The sequence below is a fragment of the Flagellimonas sp. genome (genome assembly GCF_965233845.1).
Lineage (GTDB): Bacteria > Bacteroidota > Bacteroidia > Flavobacteriales > Flavobacteriaceae > Flagellimonas.
The window spans coordinates 1147268-1167316 of the sequence record NZ_OZ247584.1; the positions used below are offsets into that span (position 1 = coordinate 1147268).

The 20049-nt window shown below is 42.6% G+C and carries 14 protein-coding genes; 7 read left to right on the plus strand and 7 right to left on the minus strand.

Translation table 11 applies throughout. The features are described from left to right. Positions 1 to 167 precede the first annotated feature (167 nt). Positions 168 to 1190, plus strand: a complete 1023-nt coding sequence (locus ACO6S0_RS05170; RefSeq protein ID WP_422350932.1) for a glycoside hydrolase family 26 protein — start codon at positions 168 to 170, stop codon at positions 1188 to 1190. Between the two features lie 37 nt (positions 1191 to 1227). Further along, positions 1228 to 2418 (plus strand): glycosidase, encoded by a 1191-nt coding sequence (locus ACO6S0_RS05175; protein ID WP_422350933.1) that lies wholly within the window; start codon positions 1228 to 1230, stop codon positions 2416 to 2418. Positions 2419 to 2523: 105 nt separating this feature from the next. On the opposite strand, the gene ACO6S0_RS05180 is transcribed toward ACO6S0_RS05175, so the two are convergent. The 3 genes from ACO6S0_RS05180 to ACO6S0_RS05190 are packed head-to-tail and all read right to left on the minus strand — an operon-like array spanning position 2524 to position 7970. Continuing rightward, positions 2524 to 4509 (minus strand): hypothetical protein, encoded by a 1986-nt coding sequence (locus tag ACO6S0_RS05180; protein WP_422350934.1) that lies wholly within the window; start codon positions 4507 to 4509, stop codon positions 2524 to 2526. After that, positions 4460 to 5461 carry a glycosyl hydrolase gene (locus tag ACO6S0_RS05185; RefSeq protein ID WP_422350935.1) on the minus strand — a complete coding sequence of 334 codons (1002 nt, stop codon included), beginning with the start codon at positions 5459 to 5461 and terminating at the stop codon, positions 4460 to 4462. Before ACO6S0_RS05185 ends, ACO6S0_RS05180 begins: the two co-directional genes overlap by 50 nt. Before the next feature lie 19 nt (positions 5462 to 5480). After that, entirely contained in the window at positions 5481 to 7970 is a 2490-nt protein-coding gene (locus ACO6S0_RS05190) for a glycoside hydrolase family 9 protein (protein ID WP_422350936.1), read from the minus strand. A 139-nt stretch (positions 7971 to 8109) separates the two neighbouring features. Here ACO6S0_RS05190 and ACO6S0_RS05195 point away from each other — a divergent pair, with 139 nt between their 5' ends. The 4 genes from ACO6S0_RS05195 (at position 8110) to mgrA (ending at position 12527) form a co-directional block, all read left to right on the plus strand. After that, positions 8110 to 9471, plus strand: a complete 1362-nt coding sequence (locus ACO6S0_RS05195) for an AGE family epimerase/isomerase (protein ID WP_422350937.1) — start codon at positions 8110 to 8112, stop codon at positions 9469 to 9471. A gap of 63 nt (positions 9472 to 9534) precedes the next feature. Next, positions 9535 to 10422: an AraC family transcriptional regulator gene (locus ACO6S0_RS05200; protein WP_422350938.1), complete on the plus strand. Its 888-nt coding sequence runs from the start codon at positions 9535 to 9537 to the stop codon at positions 10420 to 10422. Then, entirely contained in the window at positions 10419 to 11531 is a 1113-nt protein-coding gene (locus ACO6S0_RS05205; protein ID WP_422350939.1) for a GDSL-type esterase/lipase family protein, read from the plus strand. Before ACO6S0_RS05200 ends, ACO6S0_RS05205 begins: the two co-directional genes overlap by 4 nt. Positions 11532 to 11534: 3 nt before the next feature. Next, a complete protein-coding gene (gene mgrA, locus ACO6S0_RS05210; RefSeq protein ID WP_422350940.1) occupies positions 11535 to 12527 on the plus strand; it encodes an L-glyceraldehyde 3-phosphate reductase in 993 nt (330 codons plus the stop codon). A 147-nt stretch (positions 12528 to 12674) separates the two neighbouring features. On the opposite strand, the gene ACO6S0_RS05215 is transcribed toward mgrA, so the two are convergent. Genes ACO6S0_RS05215 through ACO6S0_RS05225 form a run of 3 tightly spaced genes read right to left on the minus strand, consistent with a single transcriptional unit; the run spans position 12675 to position 16994 of the window. Beyond that, a complete protein-coding gene (locus ACO6S0_RS05215) occupies positions 12675 to 13916 on the minus strand; it encodes a glycoside hydrolase family 26 protein (RefSeq protein ID WP_422350941.1) in 1242 nt (413 codons plus the stop codon). Positions 13917 to 13947: 31 nt separating this feature from the next. Continuing rightward, the gene (locus ACO6S0_RS05220; RefSeq protein WP_422350942.1) at positions 13948 to 15129 is read right to left on the minus strand and encodes an AGE family epimerase/isomerase; all 1182 of its coding nucleotides are present in this window, start codon (positions 15127 to 15129) and stop codon (positions 13948 to 13950) included. 32 nt (positions 15130 to 15161) lie between these two features. Next, positions 15162 to 16994 (minus strand): sodium:solute symporter family protein, encoded by a 1833-nt coding sequence (locus ACO6S0_RS05225; protein ID WP_422350943.1) that lies wholly within the window; start codon positions 16992 to 16994, stop codon positions 15162 to 15164. A gap of 742 nt (positions 16995 to 17736) precedes the next feature. On the opposite strand from ACO6S0_RS05225, the gene ACO6S0_RS05230 reads away from it, so the two are divergent. Next, positions 17737 to 18864 carry a glycoside hydrolase family 27 protein gene (locus tag ACO6S0_RS05230; protein WP_422350944.1) on the plus strand — a complete coding sequence of 376 codons (1128 nt, stop codon included), beginning with the start codon at positions 17737 to 17739 and terminating at the stop codon, positions 18862 to 18864. 13 nt (positions 18865 to 18877) lie between these two features. On the opposite strand, the gene ACO6S0_RS05235 is transcribed toward ACO6S0_RS05230, so the two are convergent. Then, complete coding sequence (locus ACO6S0_RS05235; RefSeq protein ID WP_422350945.1) at positions 18878 to 19897, minus strand: glycoside hydrolase family 5 protein; 1020 nt, start codon at positions 19895 to 19897, stop codon at positions 18878 to 18880. Positions 19898 to 20049 lie beyond the last annotated feature (152 nt).

Sequence of the window (20049 nt, forward strand, 5' to 3'; positions counted from 1 at the left end):
GGTTTGGCCATCTTCAAAAAAGCCCCCAATTGTTCAAGAAAAGAAGTTAACGCAAAAGAAACATGGATAATCGATTAAAAAGGCTTTTTTTTGCCAAACTGCTTCTACTTGTCTTGGCAATGCAATCCTGTAAATCATATAAAAATTACGTTGATCAAAATATTTCCTTGGCCGATAAAAAAACTGGCCAAGAAACCAAGTATCTGTACCATAGAATAAACAAGATCAAAGAGCGGGGCTATGCTTTTGGCCATCAAGATGCTACTGCATATGGTATTGGTTGGAAGAATGATGGTAGCCTTTACAAAAGTGATGTCCATGAAGTGGTCGGCGATCATCCGGCTGTCCATGGCTTTGAAATTGGCCATATAGAACTTGGCGAAACCCAAAATCTGGACACGGTCAATTTTAACTTGATGAAGCTCCTTATTCGTAAGGCCCATCAAAAACGGGGTATTGTCACCATTAGTTGGCACCCAGATAATCCAGTTTCCCAAAAAAGCGCATGGGATACCACAAAGGCGGTGAAGTATGTCTTAAAAGGCGGTCCATTGCACACAAAATACAAAGGTTGGCTCTATCGTGTAGCCGATTTTTTGAATGATTTAAAGGACGAAAGGGGAAATGCGATACCAATTGTTTTTAGACCCTATCATGAAATGAACGGCACTTGGTTTTGGTGGGGAGAGGGCAATTGCACTTCAGTGGAATATAAACAATTGTGGAAGGAAACAGTTGACATCTTGAGCAATGAATTTAATGTCCACAACGTGTTGTATGCATATTCCGTGAACACCTTTCAAACCGAGGAAGAATATCTGAAATATTATCCTGGGGACGATTATGTCGATATTTTGGGGGTGGATATATATCAGCATGGTACCACCGAAGACTTTGTGGCCGCTCTTAACAGGGATCTTGGGATTTTGAAGAAAATCGCCAATGAAAAAAAGAAACCCTTTGCCCTTTCGGAGGCTGGCCTAAATAAAATACCCATGGAAGATTGGTGGACACAGATTTTGGACAAAAACATTGCGAAATATGGTATTTCCTGGGCCTTGTTTTGGCGTAATGCATGGCCTAGCCATTATTTTGTGCCCTTTTTGGGAGCAACAAGCAGTTCGGATTTTGTGAACTTCAAAAAGCTTCCGCATGTATTGTTTTTAAAAGACGTAAAAAAAATTAAATAGAGATTTGATTTTCGGCTGTCTTCCATAAACCCTAAATATGAGAAATAACATAATCATCCCAAGTACCCCAATAGAATTTCAAAAGCTCTTTAAGGACCACCATAAGTTGATCAACAGAAAAAATGTTATGGAAACAAAGACCAATGGGATCTTTCACAGGTATAAGCATCCCATCATCACCGCGGAGCATATACCCGTCCAGTGGCGTTATGATTTAAATCCAGAGACCAATCCCTTTGGCTTGGAGAGAATAGGGGTGAACGCCACCTTCAATGCCGGTGCCATTAAATGGAATGACAAATATGTTCTTGCCATTAGGGTTGAGGGAGCGGATAGAAAATCCTTCTTTGCCTTTGCCGAGAGTGAAAATGGCATAGATTCTTTCAAATTTTGGGATAAACCCATGATCCTTCCCCAAAATAAGGAACCCGATGTGAATGTATATGATATGCGTTTGGTGAAGCATGAAGATGGTTACGTCTATGGAATTTTTTGTACAGAAAGAAAAGATCCCAACGTATCTGCAAACGACACATCGGCCGCAGTGGCCAATGCCGGTATCATTCGGTCTAAGGACCTCAAAAACTGGGAACGGTTGCCCGATCTAATTTCAACTGCAAAACAACAACGCAATGTTACTTTGCATCCAGAGTTCATCAATGGAAAATATGCGGTGTATACCAGACCACAAGATGGTTTTATCCTAACAGGATCGGGAGGGGGTATCGGACTTGGTTATGTTGATGAAATGACCGATCCCGTGGTGAAGGACGAGGTCATCATCAATAATAAAAAATACCACACTGTTTATGAATTGAAGAATGGCCAGGGCCCATCACCTATCAAAACCAGCGAAGGCTGGCTCCATCTGGCCCATGGGGTAAGAAATACCGCTTCTGGATTGCGGTATGTATTGTATATGTTCATGACGGATCTGGATGATATCACCAAGATGATCTATCAACCGGGAGGCTATTTGATGGCCCCCAATTATCAAGAAATTATTGGTGATGTTGGCAACGTACTTTTCTGCAACGGATGGGTCGTTGACCAAGATGGAAAAGTCTTCATCTACTACGCCTCTTCAGATACCCGTTTGCATGTGGCAACCTCAACCGTTGATATTTTGGTAGACTATTGCAAAAACACCCCGGAGGATAAATTGCACTCCAATAAATCCGTAGAGGCCATTATTGATTTGATCGACCGGAATAAAGGTTTGTATTAGTTCCAGGATAACCCCTTCCAGTAAAGAATAATAAAAAGGCCCAAAAATAGAGCTCTATTTTTGGGCCTTCCCCATTGATTGGTGTTGAGTGAAAGGTTTTATTTATTATCTACTCATCAACGATATAAAACTTGCCCCTTCCAGTTCTACAGAAACAGTCCCATTGCGTACGGGCACCGTTTTGGAGCTTTCAAAAGATTTTTCCTTGTTGGTGGTGTACACCCTTAACTGTTTTATGCGTTGCGGGATTCCACTGATGGTAGCATTTCGGGTAGCCCCTTTATTGACCAGATGGATGGCCAACTTATTCTTTCTTGAACTTAAAAAAGCGGCAGTGGTCACCAATTTTTCAGAACTTATGATTGGAGTGGCATACAGGCCTTTTGGGGTGCTTCCCAATTGTTGAAGGTTGAAGAACCGTTGGGTGGGGTAGAGCTCATCTTCGGTGTTCCCAAAAATTCCCCCTCCGGACATGGGTGAATAATCGGCGGTCAATTGCCATTGAAGGATGGTCAAGGGCTGGGAAATATTCAATATTTTCAGATAAACATCAATTTCATCCAAGGCGTAGGTAGGTTCCTCAAAAATTTGCGGATAACGCCAGGCCCCGGCATCAATGCTTCCTTCACCCACAAACAGGGGAAGGCCCACACGTTTTGAGATATCTGACCATTTCAATAGATTTTCATCGGTCCATCCGCGCCAAGAATGAAATGAGACCCCTCCAATATAGGGTCTGGTCTCTGGATCTATGGAGGCAATGGTCGTAAATTCCCATCCATTGGCATCGGCCGTATCTCCCAAGAGAAATTTGGTGCCAACACCCTGTGATCGGAAATATGTTCCTAACTCCTTTATCAATAAATTATGTTCTTCTGCACTTTGGCGAACGTCTATTCCCAAATCTGATTCATTAAAAGAAAACATGACCGTTTCTACACCATATTCCTCTTCCAAGTACTTTATGTAATCGGTGAGGGATTGGTAAATGGCCATTTTCTTGCTCTGGTCCAATGCATTGCCGCGGGTCCCGTCTGGGTTGGGTCCGCGTGCCCTTTCTCCAATTATGGCCCAATCTGGTGGAAACCATGCGGCCAATATTACTGGGATTCCCATCCTGTCCAAACGTTGTGCCATTTCCATCGCATCTTTTACCTTGGGGTCTAGGTTGCCATTTTTGGCCTCTTCAATGGGATTTTTGGAGAGTTCGGGGTGCCATTGTCTCCACGGCATCTCTACCCTGGACCAAGAAACCCTTAGATTTTTCAGACTGTAATCGATTACCTGTGGGTCCATTCTTGGGTTCTGTAACCTAAAGTTGCCTCCAATACCATCAAATTTCTCCCCCTGTTGGTCAGAAAACAGTTCAAGCTCAATAGGTGATGTTTCAATGATTCCCGACGCATGAATGGTAAAGGTATTGCTGTAAACGGTATCGGCAGGGACTTGTCCCCCGGCCAACCTAAAGTTGAGCTCGATTTTAGGGTTGATGGAATCCACTGCACGTATGCTCACATCCGTAGGTTTTTCAAAGGCAATATCCAATTCACGGGTTGGGGATATTACCTTCACCGATGTGGAGGGCGCCTTATAATCGGCCCCATCAAAGGAATTATTTATGTCCGCCAAAGCAATGGGGGATGGGTTACTGATATCAAACTTGGTCTCCAGACCAAACTCCTCAGGGAGTTCTATCCTAAAATAGGCACCATTGATCAAGGTATCCATGTTTGAAGAAAAATCAATGCCCACAACTGTTGATCCCTTGCCTGTAGGATATAGGGTCTCCTTCCAATTAATACTGTCCATGGCATATGAAAAAACCTTTCTATCGTCCTCCCTCCTAAAATAGATACGCTGTCTTTCCTTCTGGGTAACCCTTTCTTCGTTGGTTTGATTGACCAGCACCAAACTGGATTTGAATTCCATCAATTGATTGTCGATGCGGATCCCTGTGATATTTCCCCATGTGGTAAACTCGGTTTGGGACATTGCCAAAAAGGGAGCCAACAAACCTATGAACAAGGCATAGTGTGACGCTTTAATGTTGATAAACGGAATGTACTTCATCTCTTGTAATTGTTTTTTCATATTGATAAACATCTTTGACCCGTTCTGGGGAATTGGCCGTTTCAATCCAATTGGACCAAACCATGAACCATGACCATTTTGGCTGTGCCTCCAAAATCAAGGTTCTGGGCAATTGGCCCACCTCTCCCAATGCAATGGGTTTTTTCTTGGCCAATTTTAGCAGTTGACCGTAATCTTTTTGCTCATAATCGCCATGGTACACATCGGTGGCCAATATATCCACATACTTTTGTCCAGGGTAATAGTTTTTGTAATCATAGGCCTGATCTCCTGGTATATCCCTTGGGCCGTTGGCATTCCACACCCAGATCAAGTTGTTCAACTGGTGGTGGTTTACCAACCTGTCGTATAATTGTTTCCAGAGTTTGGCGAAGCCATTTTTACCTTTTTTATCGCCCCACCAAAACCAAACACCGTTCATTTCATGGTAGGGTCTCCATAAGATGGGAATTTTGGCCTCTTGCAATTTTTTAAGATGAACCGCTACTTGATCTACTTGGGTTGCCCATCTTTGGTACAATACCGACCCTGGGGTCAATAGATCGATCCACTCTTTTTCACTGATCTCTCCCTGAACACTCTCCCGCCAATGAAAGGGAGGATCATGCTTGGGTTGTCCCACATGCCACATGAGGGTGATTATCGCTCCTTCTTGATGCTTTTTTATGGCTTCTTGCACAATGCGATCACCAGGGTCGTCTTCTCCATTCCAATAAAAGTCGGTACCCCACACTGCCGGTGCCTTACCGGATATTTTCTGTGCCTTGTCATAAAACGAACTTGGATTTTCATTGTAGCTGTGCTGTCCTGCCATAATTCTCCCATTCAGGGAATAGATGTAGTCCAAAAGCATTCTGGCTTCTTCCGTGGCATTTTCGTTGACCGGTTTGTGTTGGGCCTGAACCGATAGGAGTATTGAAAAAAATATGGGTAAACAAGTGGATTTTTTCATTCTGATATACAGTTTGGTTTTAACGTTTGTTGAGCAAATCATCCGCGGCCAATATCAAAAACAGATAATCCGTGGTTCCGCCACCCAGAACATATTCGGTTTGCTGCCAAAGGAATGGCCATTCCAACAGCTCGGGAAAATCAGGCCGGATCAAGGCCGTTCCAGAACCAATGCCGCCAGGAATGAAGGAAAAGTCTCCTCTATTTACGCCATAGGCCTGTGTCAATGATCGGGAACCCACACCTGAGGCAAAGGAAGAGGTGTTGACACCGGGGTGCACGCCCAAGATAAAATTCATTGCGTTGAGCATATAGGTGTCCGGGAATATATCGGGAAAACTGGTATGCAGGTAATATTGCCTTACCCCAAAGTTTTGGATGCCCCATCCCGCTCCCCAGATATTGGGTTCATAGGGTATGCCATAGGGTGTTTTTTTGCCCAAGGCTTCCACCTCCTTCAAATATTCACTTACTGCATCCTTGATCTTTTGTGTAAAGGCATCATCGTCCACAAGTGGAAGCACAGGCCCTACGATCCATCCAATACGTGAAATGTCCTGGACTATGGCATCTCCATGTTGCACCAAATAATCCTTATATCTTTTGTCCTTGGTAGTCTGTAAAAGTTCCACGGCCAGGCCTACTTTCAAAAGGGGATTTTCCACTTCGGTGATGTTCCAAATTTCCAAGGCGATGGACAAACAATTCTCTGACAATTGTGGATTGTATTCCTTTAAAGTTCTGGCCACTGCTGCCAGGGCCGTAGCCGTTCTTACTTCCCTGAACGGGTTTTTCTCCGTGAATACCCACCGATCATCCGCCGCCCCGACCTGACCCAAAGGGATTTTGGCATCTTGGGGGGTATTGGAAAATATTTGATTGTCACTATGGTTCACAGGATCTCCGAGCAGCACATACTGCCCCAATGTAGGGACAATGATTCCCCGATAAAACCTTCCCATGCTCTTGTACCCCCCAACTATGGACAATGCCCCATGCTCAATTTGTTGCAAAATATCAGGCTTGCCGTCAGGGGTCAATAGATTCACAGTTCTGAGGGATTGGTCTATGCTCGTGTTGTCATGGTCCACTCCAAAACGTTCATAAATCTGTGAAAGTCCATGCACGGTTGATGCTTGGGACTCTATTCGTAGGTCGTAGTCCCCCGCATCATGCCATCCTCCAATATTTATTCCGGGAACATGTTCTCCAGATCGGAACTTGGTCAAAGTTTCCGGCCCTTGGAGATAGCCATCAAAATGGTTGGTGTTTATGGGGGCCATTCTGGCATCGTCCATATGACATAGTCCATGCCAAATCTTATAACGGTCGTTCACGCGCATGTGGCACATCTGAACGGGCAGGAAATATTCCAATGTAGGCTGCCATACATTCCGTTGATATGCTTTATTGCTTATCTGAAAAGGGTGGGTTTTATAGTTCCCATATACAATTTGGTACATTCCAGGTTCCTTAACTTTTGTAAAGTCAAACTGAAAATAACGGTACCTCAAAAAGTCCCCCCAAAATTTCGGCCTTGCGGACAAAACTTGGACAATTCCCCCATTTTCACCAACCCGAAACAACTGGGCATTTTGAATGGTTCCAGCATTTTTGTCCGTTTCGATCACTGCAATTTTTTCCTGTGAGGGATGGTATCCCACCTGTGATACTTGAACTACAGGTTGGTAGGTGAAATTCTCCAAGGTATTAGGGGTAACCAGCCACTGTACCGCATTTTTTGTGTCACCGGATGAAATAAGGGAATGTACGATGAACCATCCGTTGCTGTGCTGGGCACGTCCGTCCAAAAGTTGGAGTGATGATTCATTTAGATTTTCAATGATCAAGGTTTGGGCCGGATCTTCAGGTGCGATTACCAATTTTTTCCCCACGGCCATGGGTTCCAGCTCATAGGTATTGTAGGGATTTTTAGTCCCGGGGCCGTTGGCCTGTCGATTGAACAATCCAAAGGACTTGTCCATATAGTATGATTTGCCGAACAAGATTCCCGGGAATAGCTCCAGATTCATCCCAACCCTACCGATCCATTCCTCAGGCAAAGGTTTATCAAGGTCAACAACAATCTTAAAAGATTCACCCGCTGGTATCACCTTCAGCGTATAGGAAAAATTGAGATCCGGGTAATCAATGGGATTGAACCCTTTTTTGTCCTTTGATTCATCAGGATAGGACATCTGAACGCTTATCACCTGACGTTCGCGGTCTACCTGCTTTTCTCCCACTTTGGGTACAGGTTGCCATTGTCCCGGTGCCGCTTCAAGCCGAAGATCACCATTGGTGGCTACCCTTACTCCGTTTTGGATGATGCCCACGCCACCCTGATGGCTCTCTGGATAAAAATCATGTGCAAGCATCACATTGGCCCCACGGCGCTCCAAGTACTCCAAATCATTTAGCACAAAGCCTTGATTTTGCTGTTTCGACGGGTTTTGGGCAAACAGATTTACAATACAAAGGAAAAGAAGTATAAATGGAAAAGACTTCATGCTTGGACAATAAAGAATATAAAATTATAGGATACTCCACCCATGCATCAATAGTATTTTGTCATTATGCGGTATGATAATTTCAATAATTCATAAAATAATGTGATTATTATATCTTTATTATCAATATTCCCGTATTTTGAAAATTATCCGGACACTATACCTTCTTTCCATATTTTTGATGATTGGATGCTCCACCAAGGAAAAAAGGAGCACCATTGATGATGATTTGATCTTGGCATTACAAACCGCGGCCAATGATTATTTATTGGACAAATGGTATCCCTTGGTCTTGGACACCAAGGACGGTGGATATTACAGTGATATTACTTTTGATTTTAAGGTGGGCGATCGGCACAACAAAATGATTGTTACCCAATCCAGGCATATCTGGACCAATGCCACTGCGGCAAAGCACAATCCTGATAGAGAAAATGAACATTTGTCGTACGCTGAGCATGGCTTCAGGTTTTTGCGTGATCATATGTGGGACCAAACCAATGGAGGTTTCCATAACCTGGTATCCAAAAAAGGGGAGCCGATTATCCGTCCGGGGGAGGCCAAAACAGCATACGGGAATTCTTTTGCCATATATGGATTGGCCACTTATTATAACGCTTCAAAGAATGAGGAAGCATTGGATTTGGCCAAGAAAACATTTCTTTGGCTGGAAGAACACAGTCATGACAGCATATATAAAGGATATTATCAATCCATGAACATAGATGGAACCCCCGTGGTTAGAACCGAGGATTTTCCATCAACATCTGATGTGGGCTACAAAGACCAGAACAGTTCGATACATTTGTTGGAAGCACTGACCGCCCTGTACGAAGTATGGCCTGATAAATTACTTAAAGAACGTGTTGAGGAACTTCTGGTGCTGATAAGGGATACCATCACCACCGACAAGGGATACATGAGCCTTTTCTTTAAAAAGGACTGGACGCCTATTTCCTTTAGGGACACTCCAAAGGATACCATACAAAAACATTATTATCTGGACCATGTATCTTTTGGTCATGACGTGGAGACCGCCTATCTTATGCTGGAGGCATCTGAGGCGTTGGGTGGGTGGCAGTTCGATCAAACTTTGAAAAAAGGGAAAAAAATGGTGGACCATGCCATCAAGAATGGATGGGACGATAAACTTGGGGGCTTCTATGATGGAGGGTATTATTTTTTAGGGGATAAAGCATTGAGCATTGTAAATGATGATAAAAATTGGTGGTCGCAAGCTGAGGGCTTGAACAGTCTTTTGCTCATGGGTGCATATTTTCCAAAGGACTCAATAAATTATAGAGCATATTTTGACAAACTCTGGAAATATACCATTGAAAACGTCATGGACCCTGTGAATGGAGGCTGGTATGAATGGGGCATTGACACCAGACCTGAAACTAAACTGCAACTCAAGGGCCATATCTGGAAAGGCGCATACCATGATTATAGGGCACTGGTCAATTGTAAAGACCGTCTTGAACAAAATAAGACGCATTGAATGCAATATAACTGTCATGCCAGAACCATCCAATAGTTGGCTCTGATTTAATATTCAACAAAAATGGAAAATGAACACCTATTGAAAAACGTACACAGGGAGATTACCCCCCTTGCGCCTGAAGACAGCTTTTTGGTCTTTGATAGGTTGAAGCAGGATTTTGATTTCCCTGTACATTTTCATCCTGAATATGAACTCAACTTCATCATGAATGGCAAAGGGGTGCGGCGTATCGTAGGAGACAATCTTGAGGAAATCGAGGAAATTGAACTTGTTCTGGTTGGACCCAACCTGGTACATGGATGGGAACTGTACCAATGCAAGGCAGAGGAAATCCATGAAATAACCATCCAGTTCCATGACGATCTGTTTGATACCAAATTGCTTTCAAGGGCCATTTTTAAGCCTATACGGGATATGTTCTATCGGGCCAATCATGGCATTCTTTTTTCTAAAAAAATTTCCGAAGAGCTCATGCCTCGGATAATGCGCCTGTCCAAAACCGTGAACATCGACTATTTTCTTGAACTGATCTCCATCTTGCATGATTTGGCAAATTCCAGAAATCAGAGACTGCTGTCCACCAATGTCTCACAATTGAACGATTTTGAGAACAGTAAAAAAATAAAGAAGGTATATGAATACATCAAAGAGAACTTTGATCGCAAAATTTCGCTTGCCGAAATATCAGAACTGGTTAACATGAGTGTAGTTTCCTTCAACAGGTTCATCAAAAAAAGAACGGGAAAAACATTTATAGAATATATCAATGATACCAGGATAAGCTATGCTTCTCGATGGTTGATAGAAACCGATCTGAGCATTGGGGAAATTGGGTATAAATGTGGGTTCAACAACATGGCCAACTTTAACAGGGTCTTCAAAAAGGTAAAAGGAACCACGCCCAGCTCTTACAGGACAGAATTCAAAGGCATAAAAAGGGTTTTATGAAACCACATCTGTATCAATGGACAAAAAAGGGATCGTTACTCTTATTAATTGCAATGATCTTGGTGTCCTGCAAACAATCCAAAACAGATGTAACAAATCTATACAAAGCCAATGACACTGTTTTTGACTACCATGGCAGGCTTTTAAAAAATGATGATCAGGTTGTCCTTATAGGCTCGGCTTCGGGGTTTGAGTTCAACGCATTGGGGGATTCCCTTGAGCTGATGCTCAAATCAGATAACGGCTCACACAACTATTTTTCACTTTCCATTGATGGCAAATACCATAATAGGTATCAGATCAGTAGTGATTCCATCAACAAAATAACTATTGCATTAATGCCCGAAGAAGCTCATGAAATTGGCATTTACAAAGCAACGGAGGCAGCCAACGGTCCCATTGTTTTTTATGGGGCAAAAACAAGAAACATAAGCCATCCAAAGTTGGAGAGGACAACCACTATGGAATTTATAGGTAACTCCATTACCTGTGGCATGGGGGCAGACCTGTCATCAGTGCCCTGTGGTGAAGGCGAATGGTTTGATCAGCACAATGCCTACCTCGCCTACGGTCCCAGAGTGGCCCGATCCCTTAATGCCGATTATTTGCTGAGTTCCGTTTCAGGCATTGGAATGTATAGAAATTGGAATGATGAGAACCTCAACGAGCCCATTATGCCCGAGGTCTATGACAATCTTTTTTTGAACACGGATACTTCCCATAAGTATTCTTTTGATGATAAGCCGGACATCATCTGTATCTGCCTGGGCACCAACGACATGTCGGATGGTGATGGCACAAAGCCCAGATTGCCCTTCAACAAGGAAAAATTTGTACAGAATTACACAAAATTCGTAGAGCATCTGTTTGGGAAGAATCCAGAGGCAAAAATGGTACTGCTCACATCCCCAATGGTTTCAGGCGACAAGGGAAAAATACTTTTGGAATCCCTTAAAGAAGTCAAAGGCCATTTTGGGGACGACCCAAAAATATCTATTTTTCAATTTGGGGAAATGCAGCCGAACGGGTGCACCTCCCATCCTGATATAGAAGATCACAAAACAATGGCAGATCAATTGGAACCCTTTTTAAAAAAAAGACTGGAATAATTTATGGAACCTTATTTAGCTGATAGTAAACGTTATGACACCATGCCGTACAGAAGATGCGGAAAAAGCGGTTTGATGCTCCCCGCAATATCTTTGGGGCTTTGGCACAATTTCGGATATGTCGATTTATTTGAAGAGGGTAAAAAGATACTCCATGCCGCATTTGACAAGGGTGTGACCCACTTTGATCTAGCCAACAACTATGGTCCTCCACCAGGATCTGCAGAAGAAAACTTTGGAAAGGTCATGAAGCAAAGCTTCTTGCCTTACAGGGATGAGATGATCATCTCCAGCAAAGCTGGATGGGGAATGTGGCCAGGTCCTTATGGTGATTGGGGATCCAAAAAGTACTTGGTAGCAAGTTTAGATCAAAGCCTAAAACGCATGGGTTTGGAGTATGTGGACATATTTTATCATCACAGACCAGACCCGGAAACCCCTTTGGAAGAGACCATGACAGCATTGGACCTTATAGTGCGGCAAGGAAAAGCACTTTATGTGGGGATTTCATCCTATAACCACCATGATACTTTGAAGGCCTCAAAAATTTTGAAAAGTTTGGGCACTCCTTGCCTGATCCACCAACCCCGTTACAGCATGATGGACCGTTGGGTAGAGGATGGTCTTATGGATGTTCTGGGCGATGAAGGTATTGGGTGTATTCCATTTTCACCCCTGGAACAAGGAATTCTCACGGACAAATACTTAAAATCAATACCTAAAAATTCCAGGGCAGCCAAAAGCACAGGTTTTTTGCAGAAAGACACAATCACCGATGAAGTGCTTACGAAAGTGAAAAAACTGAACCAATTGGCCGGCAACAGGGGGCAGAGTTTAGCACAAATGGCAATTTCTTGGCTGTTAAAAGATGAGAGAGTGACCTCGGTACTGGTAGGTGTGAGCAGCACAAAACAATTGATGGACAATTTGGGCGCTTTGCAAAACTTGCACTTTACCAATGATGAACTGGAAAAAATAGAGATGATCTTGAAGTAAAGAAACCCAAAAAATTGAAGCCCCGTTCTTTGACGACATAGAACACAATGTATAAGTCCATCTAAGTTGATATATTTCAAAAACCTATTTGGGATGCATTGGCAATGTGCAACATGGCTATAGTTTATTGAAGATGGCCCAATTTATTTATGAATTGGGCGGTAGCCGGTACATTTCTGGCAGGTCATCTGCAAGAATCACCTCTGGTTTGGACACAAACTCCATAAAATCATTGGCACTGGGCAAACCGGGTACAGGTGTGCAATACGTGTCTTGATAATTATACCAAAACATGGTAAAACCAATCTTAACATCGTTATGTGTCAAGGCTTTAAAGAGGTTATTGGTAAAAAAACCTGGAATGGGCCCGTTTTCGCTTAAAGTGATAAAATACCCTGTCTCGGTAAGTGAAGCTATTTTAACCCTTTCCTCTGCCAAGTCGGACACAATCTTTAGTTTTTGGTTCGCCGTTTCAACACCAGCTTGGCCTTGATTATTGAAATCCCCATAATTGTCCATTCCCATGATATCCACAAAGTCATCCCCGGGATACCGTGCCAAGTATTCGCTTTCTGAAAAAAATCGGTTATCTGGTGAAAACGCAAAAAGCATGTTGTTCACAGACAAGGTGTTTTTAAGGTATGTTACCGTAAACTGCCAAAGGTGCACATATTCTTCGATGGTGCAAAAGGATTGTCCCCACCAAAACCAATCACCATCAAATTCATGGAAAGGCCTGAAGATGATGGGGACCAATGCACCATTGGAACCCACCAAGCTCTTGGTGAACGATGCTATTTTTTCAAGCTTTTGCTTGTAGTAGTCATGGTTTTCACCTCCCGGCAAGATACTTTTCAGGGCATTTTCCCTTTGAAATTGGGTCATTTCACTTGTATAGAAATGTTCGCCCCCAAAAGGTTCACGAAAGTGCCAACAGAAAACATTGACCAAACCCATATCAAAAGCCCTGAGGACGTCATCCCTGATCTGGTTTTCTTGTTGGAAAAACCAATTGGAAGGGGTTCCATCGTTAAGGTCGTCTGTAATGAACATGAAGTCCGACCCCAATAGTCCGGGATCACTTCCGGTCATTTTTTTGATGTCAGAATCCCCGGCATTATCTTGATAGAAGCTGCTGAATGCATCTTGCTGACCAACAATGAAACTATTTTGTGAAAGCAATTTTAAATTGTAAAAGAGCGCAACAGTCTCTTCTGTGGCATCTGGGTTTACCATGAAACTTCTGGTCTCCTCGGGTTCAAAGTCAAGTTCACCGGGTGGAAGTGGATTTTCTGGAGTTGGGTCTTCTTCAATGGGTTCAGGTTCATAAAAACCGGAATCCGAATCTTTGGAACAACCGCTCATTGTCAGCAAAATAATTGTAGCCAAAATAAGAAAGTATTGTTTAGTCATGGTCCGATCATTGGTTCATTAAAATACAGGCACGAGTGGTATGGTAGGGGGCTTTCCACATACTCACCTTGTCCTCTTCTTGGTAGGGTCGCCCTTCACTATTGACCCTAAAATGCCATTCTCCATACACCTTGTCGATCAAATACTTTTTGGTGAACTCCCAAATACCAATGGATTTTTCAATATAATCGGGATTTTGGGTCAGGGAATGGCCATATTTCAACCCGATAAGAGCCTCCACTTGGGGCCACCAATGTCTATCGGTATCCACATGGTTTGATGTTGCGTCCCTTTCATTCATTACTGCTCCATCAGCATCCAAAGCTTCCAACAAAAAAGTGTCGATTACTTTAATGGCCGTTTCTTGGGTCTGTTGAACCAAGCTTTCATCGTTTAATGCCTTGGCTGCCTCAATGACCAGCCAGGCCGTTTCAATATCATGTCCAAAGGAAATGGTACTGCTCAAAAGGTTCCATTCTTCATCGAAGAACAGATCATAGTGGTTGGATGCATTCAAAAATGTATGTTGAAAAAGTGCTATCAATTCCCTCAAAGCGTCTTTAAGATCTTGATGGCCATACACTTTCAATAAGCTAGTGTAGGCTTCCAAAACATGCAGATGGGTGTTCATGGTCTTGGCAGCGTTCATATCCTTATCGCTCAAACGCATATCGGGTATGGGGGTCCAATCCTCGTAAAAAGCTTCATAATATCCCAAATTATGCCTGTCCCTTGCATAGGTTTCCAAATTTTCAAAAAGGGAAACGGCCCAATCCTTTGCTTCTTCCTTTTGGGAAAACAGGTAATACTCGGAGAGTGCATAAATGGCAAAGGCCTGGGCATACACTTGCTTTCGTGTATTGAGTGGATTTCCGTTATGATCCACTTCCCAAAAAACACCTTTATGGCCTTCATCCTTGAAATAGGTCTTTATATAGGTGTAGGCCCTATTACAAATAGATTCGTATTTTTTTGATTTCAGGTAATTGGACGCAGCTGAAAAGGACCAGAGGATGCGGGTATTCAGAATGATTCCCTTGGATGCTTTCGGCACAAGCTGGTTGTAAAAATCACGTTGCCCTACAAAGCCTGCGTATTGATCATCAATGCCAAAAGTTGACCAATACGTCAAAATATTGTCCAATTCACTACGCAATTCATCTTTAAGTTCTTTGTAATCTTTGGACATGGGACGATTTAATTTTTAAACATTTCCTGTTTTTAATCAAGTTGTTCCCCAAGGGTGTCCCACCAGAATTTTTTGAGCAAAAGGATGCACAAGATCAATACGGCCAAAAGAATCAGTACCGGAATGTTCTGTCTGAATATCAAATACATGGGAAGCATGACCAGGACCGTTTGCGCCACTATACCTGTAAGCACATTGAACATATCCCTTTTAAAATGGGTGTTTTTCTTAAACCCAGGGTTGTCCAGCCGTATTTTGTCCCTTATGGGCTTCCAGAACCCCCAGGGCCTAACATTGGTATAGAAAGAGCGCAAAATATTCTCCTCGGTGGGTGGTGCGGAATATGTTCCCACGATACAGCCCACAATGGAAGTGACCAACAAAATGGGAAAATAGTACAGATCCAAGGTTTCGGAAAAGACATAGGGAAGAATAAGAGCGGGCATCATACCGGCCACCATGCCCCAAAAGAAACCGTAGCCGTTAAAACGCCACCAATGCCATTTTAAAATGTTGGCCACCACATAACTTCCAAAGAGTGCGGATACAAGCCATTGCAATACGGAATTGACATCTTGGACAAAAAACCCGAGCACAATGCTCACCACCACCACAATGATCCCAGAACCATAGTTCATCATTTTCACTTGTTTTGGGGTCACTTTATCTTTTTTATAATTAAGATAGATATCGTTGATCAAATAGGCCTGGGCAGCGTTCAAAGTACCGGCAAAAGTGGACATGAAGGCCGCCAAAAGTCCTGCCAGTAAAAGGCCCATGAGTCCGACAGGCGCAAATTCCTTGATGGCGGAAGGCAAGATCAATTCAAAATCCACGTCTCCAGTGGCCGTGATAAGGTCCAACTTTTCATAATAGATCAGGGCAAGGGCGGCAAAGCCTGCTATCATCAAGTACCGTATGGGCATCAGGATCACGGATACAAAACCGCTCATTTTGGAGGCTTCCTGGGGAGATTTGGTGGAGAGTATCTTCTGCATATCATAATTGGGCGCAGGTCCTGCCAAACTCACCAATATACCCTTGAAGACCATCATCATAAAAAATATGGTAAAAAGGCTGTAACCATCCGATCGTATTTTCTCGTTCACCTGCGGAATTATGGTTGACCAGTCCATATTGAGTTCCCATCCAAAGAAAGGTGTCATCCATCCATCCGGGACATTGAGTGGGTTTTCGCCTATGGCGACAAATCCCAAATATCCAATAACAAAAGCGGAAACGGTCATGATGCCAAATTGCAGCACATCGGCCCAAACAATTCCTGACATTCCTCCCAAAAGGGAATAAAATACAGCAAACAGGGTAAAAACTACCCCATAAAAATGAGGAACATAGTTAGCTGGAACGGAAAATGGAATATAGTTGCTCAAAACTTCCCATGGGATGAAGATCTCCACAAATTTTCCCAGCCCTATAAACCCATAGGCCAAAAATCCGAGACAGCTCAACAAGGCAAATACCACTACAATGGTATGTGACAATTTTCCACCCTTACCAAAACCAAAACGGGTCTGGATCCATTCTGCACCAGTGGTCACGTTGGATCTTCGCAGCCATTTGGACAAGTACACCATTAGGAATATTTGATTGAAAATCGGCCAAAGCCATGGTATCCATGCACTTTTGATCCCATAAACAAACATGAGCGTCACCAACCAAATGGTTCCAGAGATATCGAACATCCCGGAAGCATTGGAAAGCCCCAACATATACCAAGGTATGGAGTTGCCGCCCAATAAGTAGTCTTCCTTGCTTCTTTGGGCCCTTCTTCTTAGAACCAGTCCAATAAAAATAGTTGCTAATAGATAGGCCGCGATTATTACAACATCTAGTGTACTAAGCATTATGGGTTTTGTTTGAGCAATCTTTCATGTAGTGATCTATTGGTTATCCATCTAAATCCTGTAGTATTCATACACCAGTAAAGAAAATTTCAGAATAGGGTTGATTTTATCAATTCCTCAATGAAAGCCTTTGCAGGACACCTTCAATGAGGTAATTCCGATTAAGCATTTAGTATGTATATGGGCCATATACTATTAATTTATTAAGAAAAGGCCACGAATAAAATAAATTTGTTAATCCAAAAATAATTATTGGGATGTAAATCATGTGATACTAATTTGTCATACTAGGATAGTATTATGGCATCATGATTGTCCCACCCGCAATATATTTTGATGAAAATTTAAGAAAACCTAAAAAAAGGCTAAAGTATTTTTTAAAATATTGATTATTATCAAGATATAATGGATAATTGACAAAATAATATTAAAAAAATAAGCAATAGTGTAATAATTTTGAATATGACAAAAAGCAAGACCAATCAGTGGGTGACCTTAAGTTTTAGTTCTTTAAACAGAGAGTTGGAAACCTAATCTTCAGATGGTTTATTTTTTGAGTTAGTTAAATTATTTCAACAGAAACCCCGATTTTTTCGGGGTTTTTGTTTATCCAAAAAAAGTTGGATTTTTTATGTATAAATATATGTATCCATTGGTTAGAAGCATAGCCATTATTTGTTTTCTAATATCGGGCGCATTGTCCCATGGTCAAAAATTTGATGGGCTGGCAAAAACCCCCCCAATGGGTTGGAACAGTTGGAACACTTTTGCCACCGATATTGATGAAAAGCTTGTAATGGACACAGCTGATCTCTTTGTTACCCTTGGCCTTAAGGATGCAGGTTATGAATATATCGTTTTGGACGATGGGTGGATGGCCAAAGAGCGTGATGAAAATGGCAATATGGTGGCCGATCCGCAAAAATTTCCAAATGGCATGAAGGCGTTGGCCGACTATGTCCACGATAAAGGATTAAAATTCGGGCTATATAGCTGTGCAGGTTCCAAAACATGTGCGGGATATCCCGGAAGTAGGGGACATGAATACCAAGATGCACGTTCTTTTGCCTCATGGGAAGTGGATTTCTTAAAATATGACTGGTGCAATACAGAAAACCTGAACGCTCAAGGTGCGTACGAAACCATGAGGGATGCTTTGGCCAAGGCCGGTCGCCCCATCCTTTTTAGCATTTGTGAATGGGGCAATAATCAACCTTGGGAATGGGCAGAAAATGTAGGGCACATGTGGAGGGTCTCAGGAGACATTACCAATTGTTGGGATTGTGAGGTGGATCATGGGGGTTGGTCCTCTTGGGGGGTATGGAAGATCATCAATATGCGAGAAAATATTCGTTATGCAGCGGGACCCGATCATTGGAACGACCTGGATATGATGGAAGTGGGCAATGGTATGGCAGTTGCCGAAGACAGGAGCCATTTTGCCATGTGGTGCATTATGGCATCACCTTTAATTTTGGGCAATGACCTAAGAATTGCCAACACCAAGACCATCGAAACATTGACAAATAGTGAAGTAATAGCGGTCAGTCAAGACCCATTGGGAATACAAGGTTTTAGAGTTTCAAATAAAGATAGTGTTGAAATTTGGGCAAAACCACTGTTCAATGATGCATGGGCGATGACCTTTGTAAATATGTCCGACAAAGTTTTAGAATTGCACTATGATTGGCATGATGGGGTTGTTGAGGACAAGCTAAATGACCTCAAACTTGAAATTGGCACACATCGATACACCATAAAGGATTTATTCCAACATAAAAAGCTTGGTGATACTTCAAGAAAATTGGAAGCTACTCTGGATCAACACGATGTGCTAATGGTCTTACTTGAGAAAAAGGAAGAACCTTAAAAATATCGGCACATCACTCATTGCCATGATCATAGCTTTGCAGCTTCTTTTTGAAGTACCTTCCTTGTCTGGAGGGTGTGTATTTATCATCCGTGTAAAGCCTAGGCGCCCATTGTTTGTCGAACACCCAGACCACGTATGAAATTTCCTTTTCATCACAATAATTTGTAATGGCATCCCCATAAGATTCATCGCTGATCACTGGAATATGGGCACCCGGATCCTCCGGACCGCAAAACCCCATTTCTGTCAATATTACCGGATAATTGTTTTTAACAAAACCCCAATCTGCCGTCCATTTTTCTTCCCAGGGCTTTTCCTTTTTCTGCGGATATGGATGACTTACATAAGCTATCCCTTCGGTTTCCAATGGGGAGAACTTTACCGGTGTAAGATCGTAGGCCCAATTAAAGCCTGCCACCAAGGGTATTCCCTTGCCGCCATTGGCCCTTATGATCGTTATCATTTCCATGTTCACTTCCTTCCACTCCTCCCAATTTGTTGTGCCGAACCTGTTGTTGAAGGTTGTGGGTTCATTGTACAGTTCATAAAAAGCCACGGTGGGATTGTCACCATAACGCATGGCAATGGTCCTCCAAAAATTGAATGTTTCCTTTTTGTCGGTATCGTACATATCTGCCAAATACATGCCCGTTTTAAGGTTGCCTATGCTATGCCAATCAATAATAGCGTAAAGCCCCACTTCTCCTGCCCATTTTATGCCATCATCCAAAAGCTTCAAATATTCCTGTTTGCCTCTTTCCCTCACCCTTGCCGGATGCACTGGAAAACGAACCAAGTTTGCGCCCCATCTTTTTATCTCTTGAAAATAGCTTTTGTTCCAAAGCCCATCTTTTTCCAATTTGTCGGGATCGCTGGAACTCATGCCCCTAAAAACAATGGTTGTGCCTTCTTCCGTGACAAAATCGTTGCCATTGACCGAGATACGACCCGAATCTTTTTGGGCAACCATGAGCAGACCATGAATGAAAAAGACGAAAAGGAAGAAATATTTTTTGGTGTTGTTTTGCATGATATCCTGTTTTAAGAAATCAAAATATTCAATAATTCACGCAAATCTTAATACTTTTTTATCAATCTTCCATAGAAAAGACCGATTGGATGGTTTTTTAAAAGTCATGTCTCCCAAAAAAACTAATTTGGATGAGGTTTTTGGCCCGATAT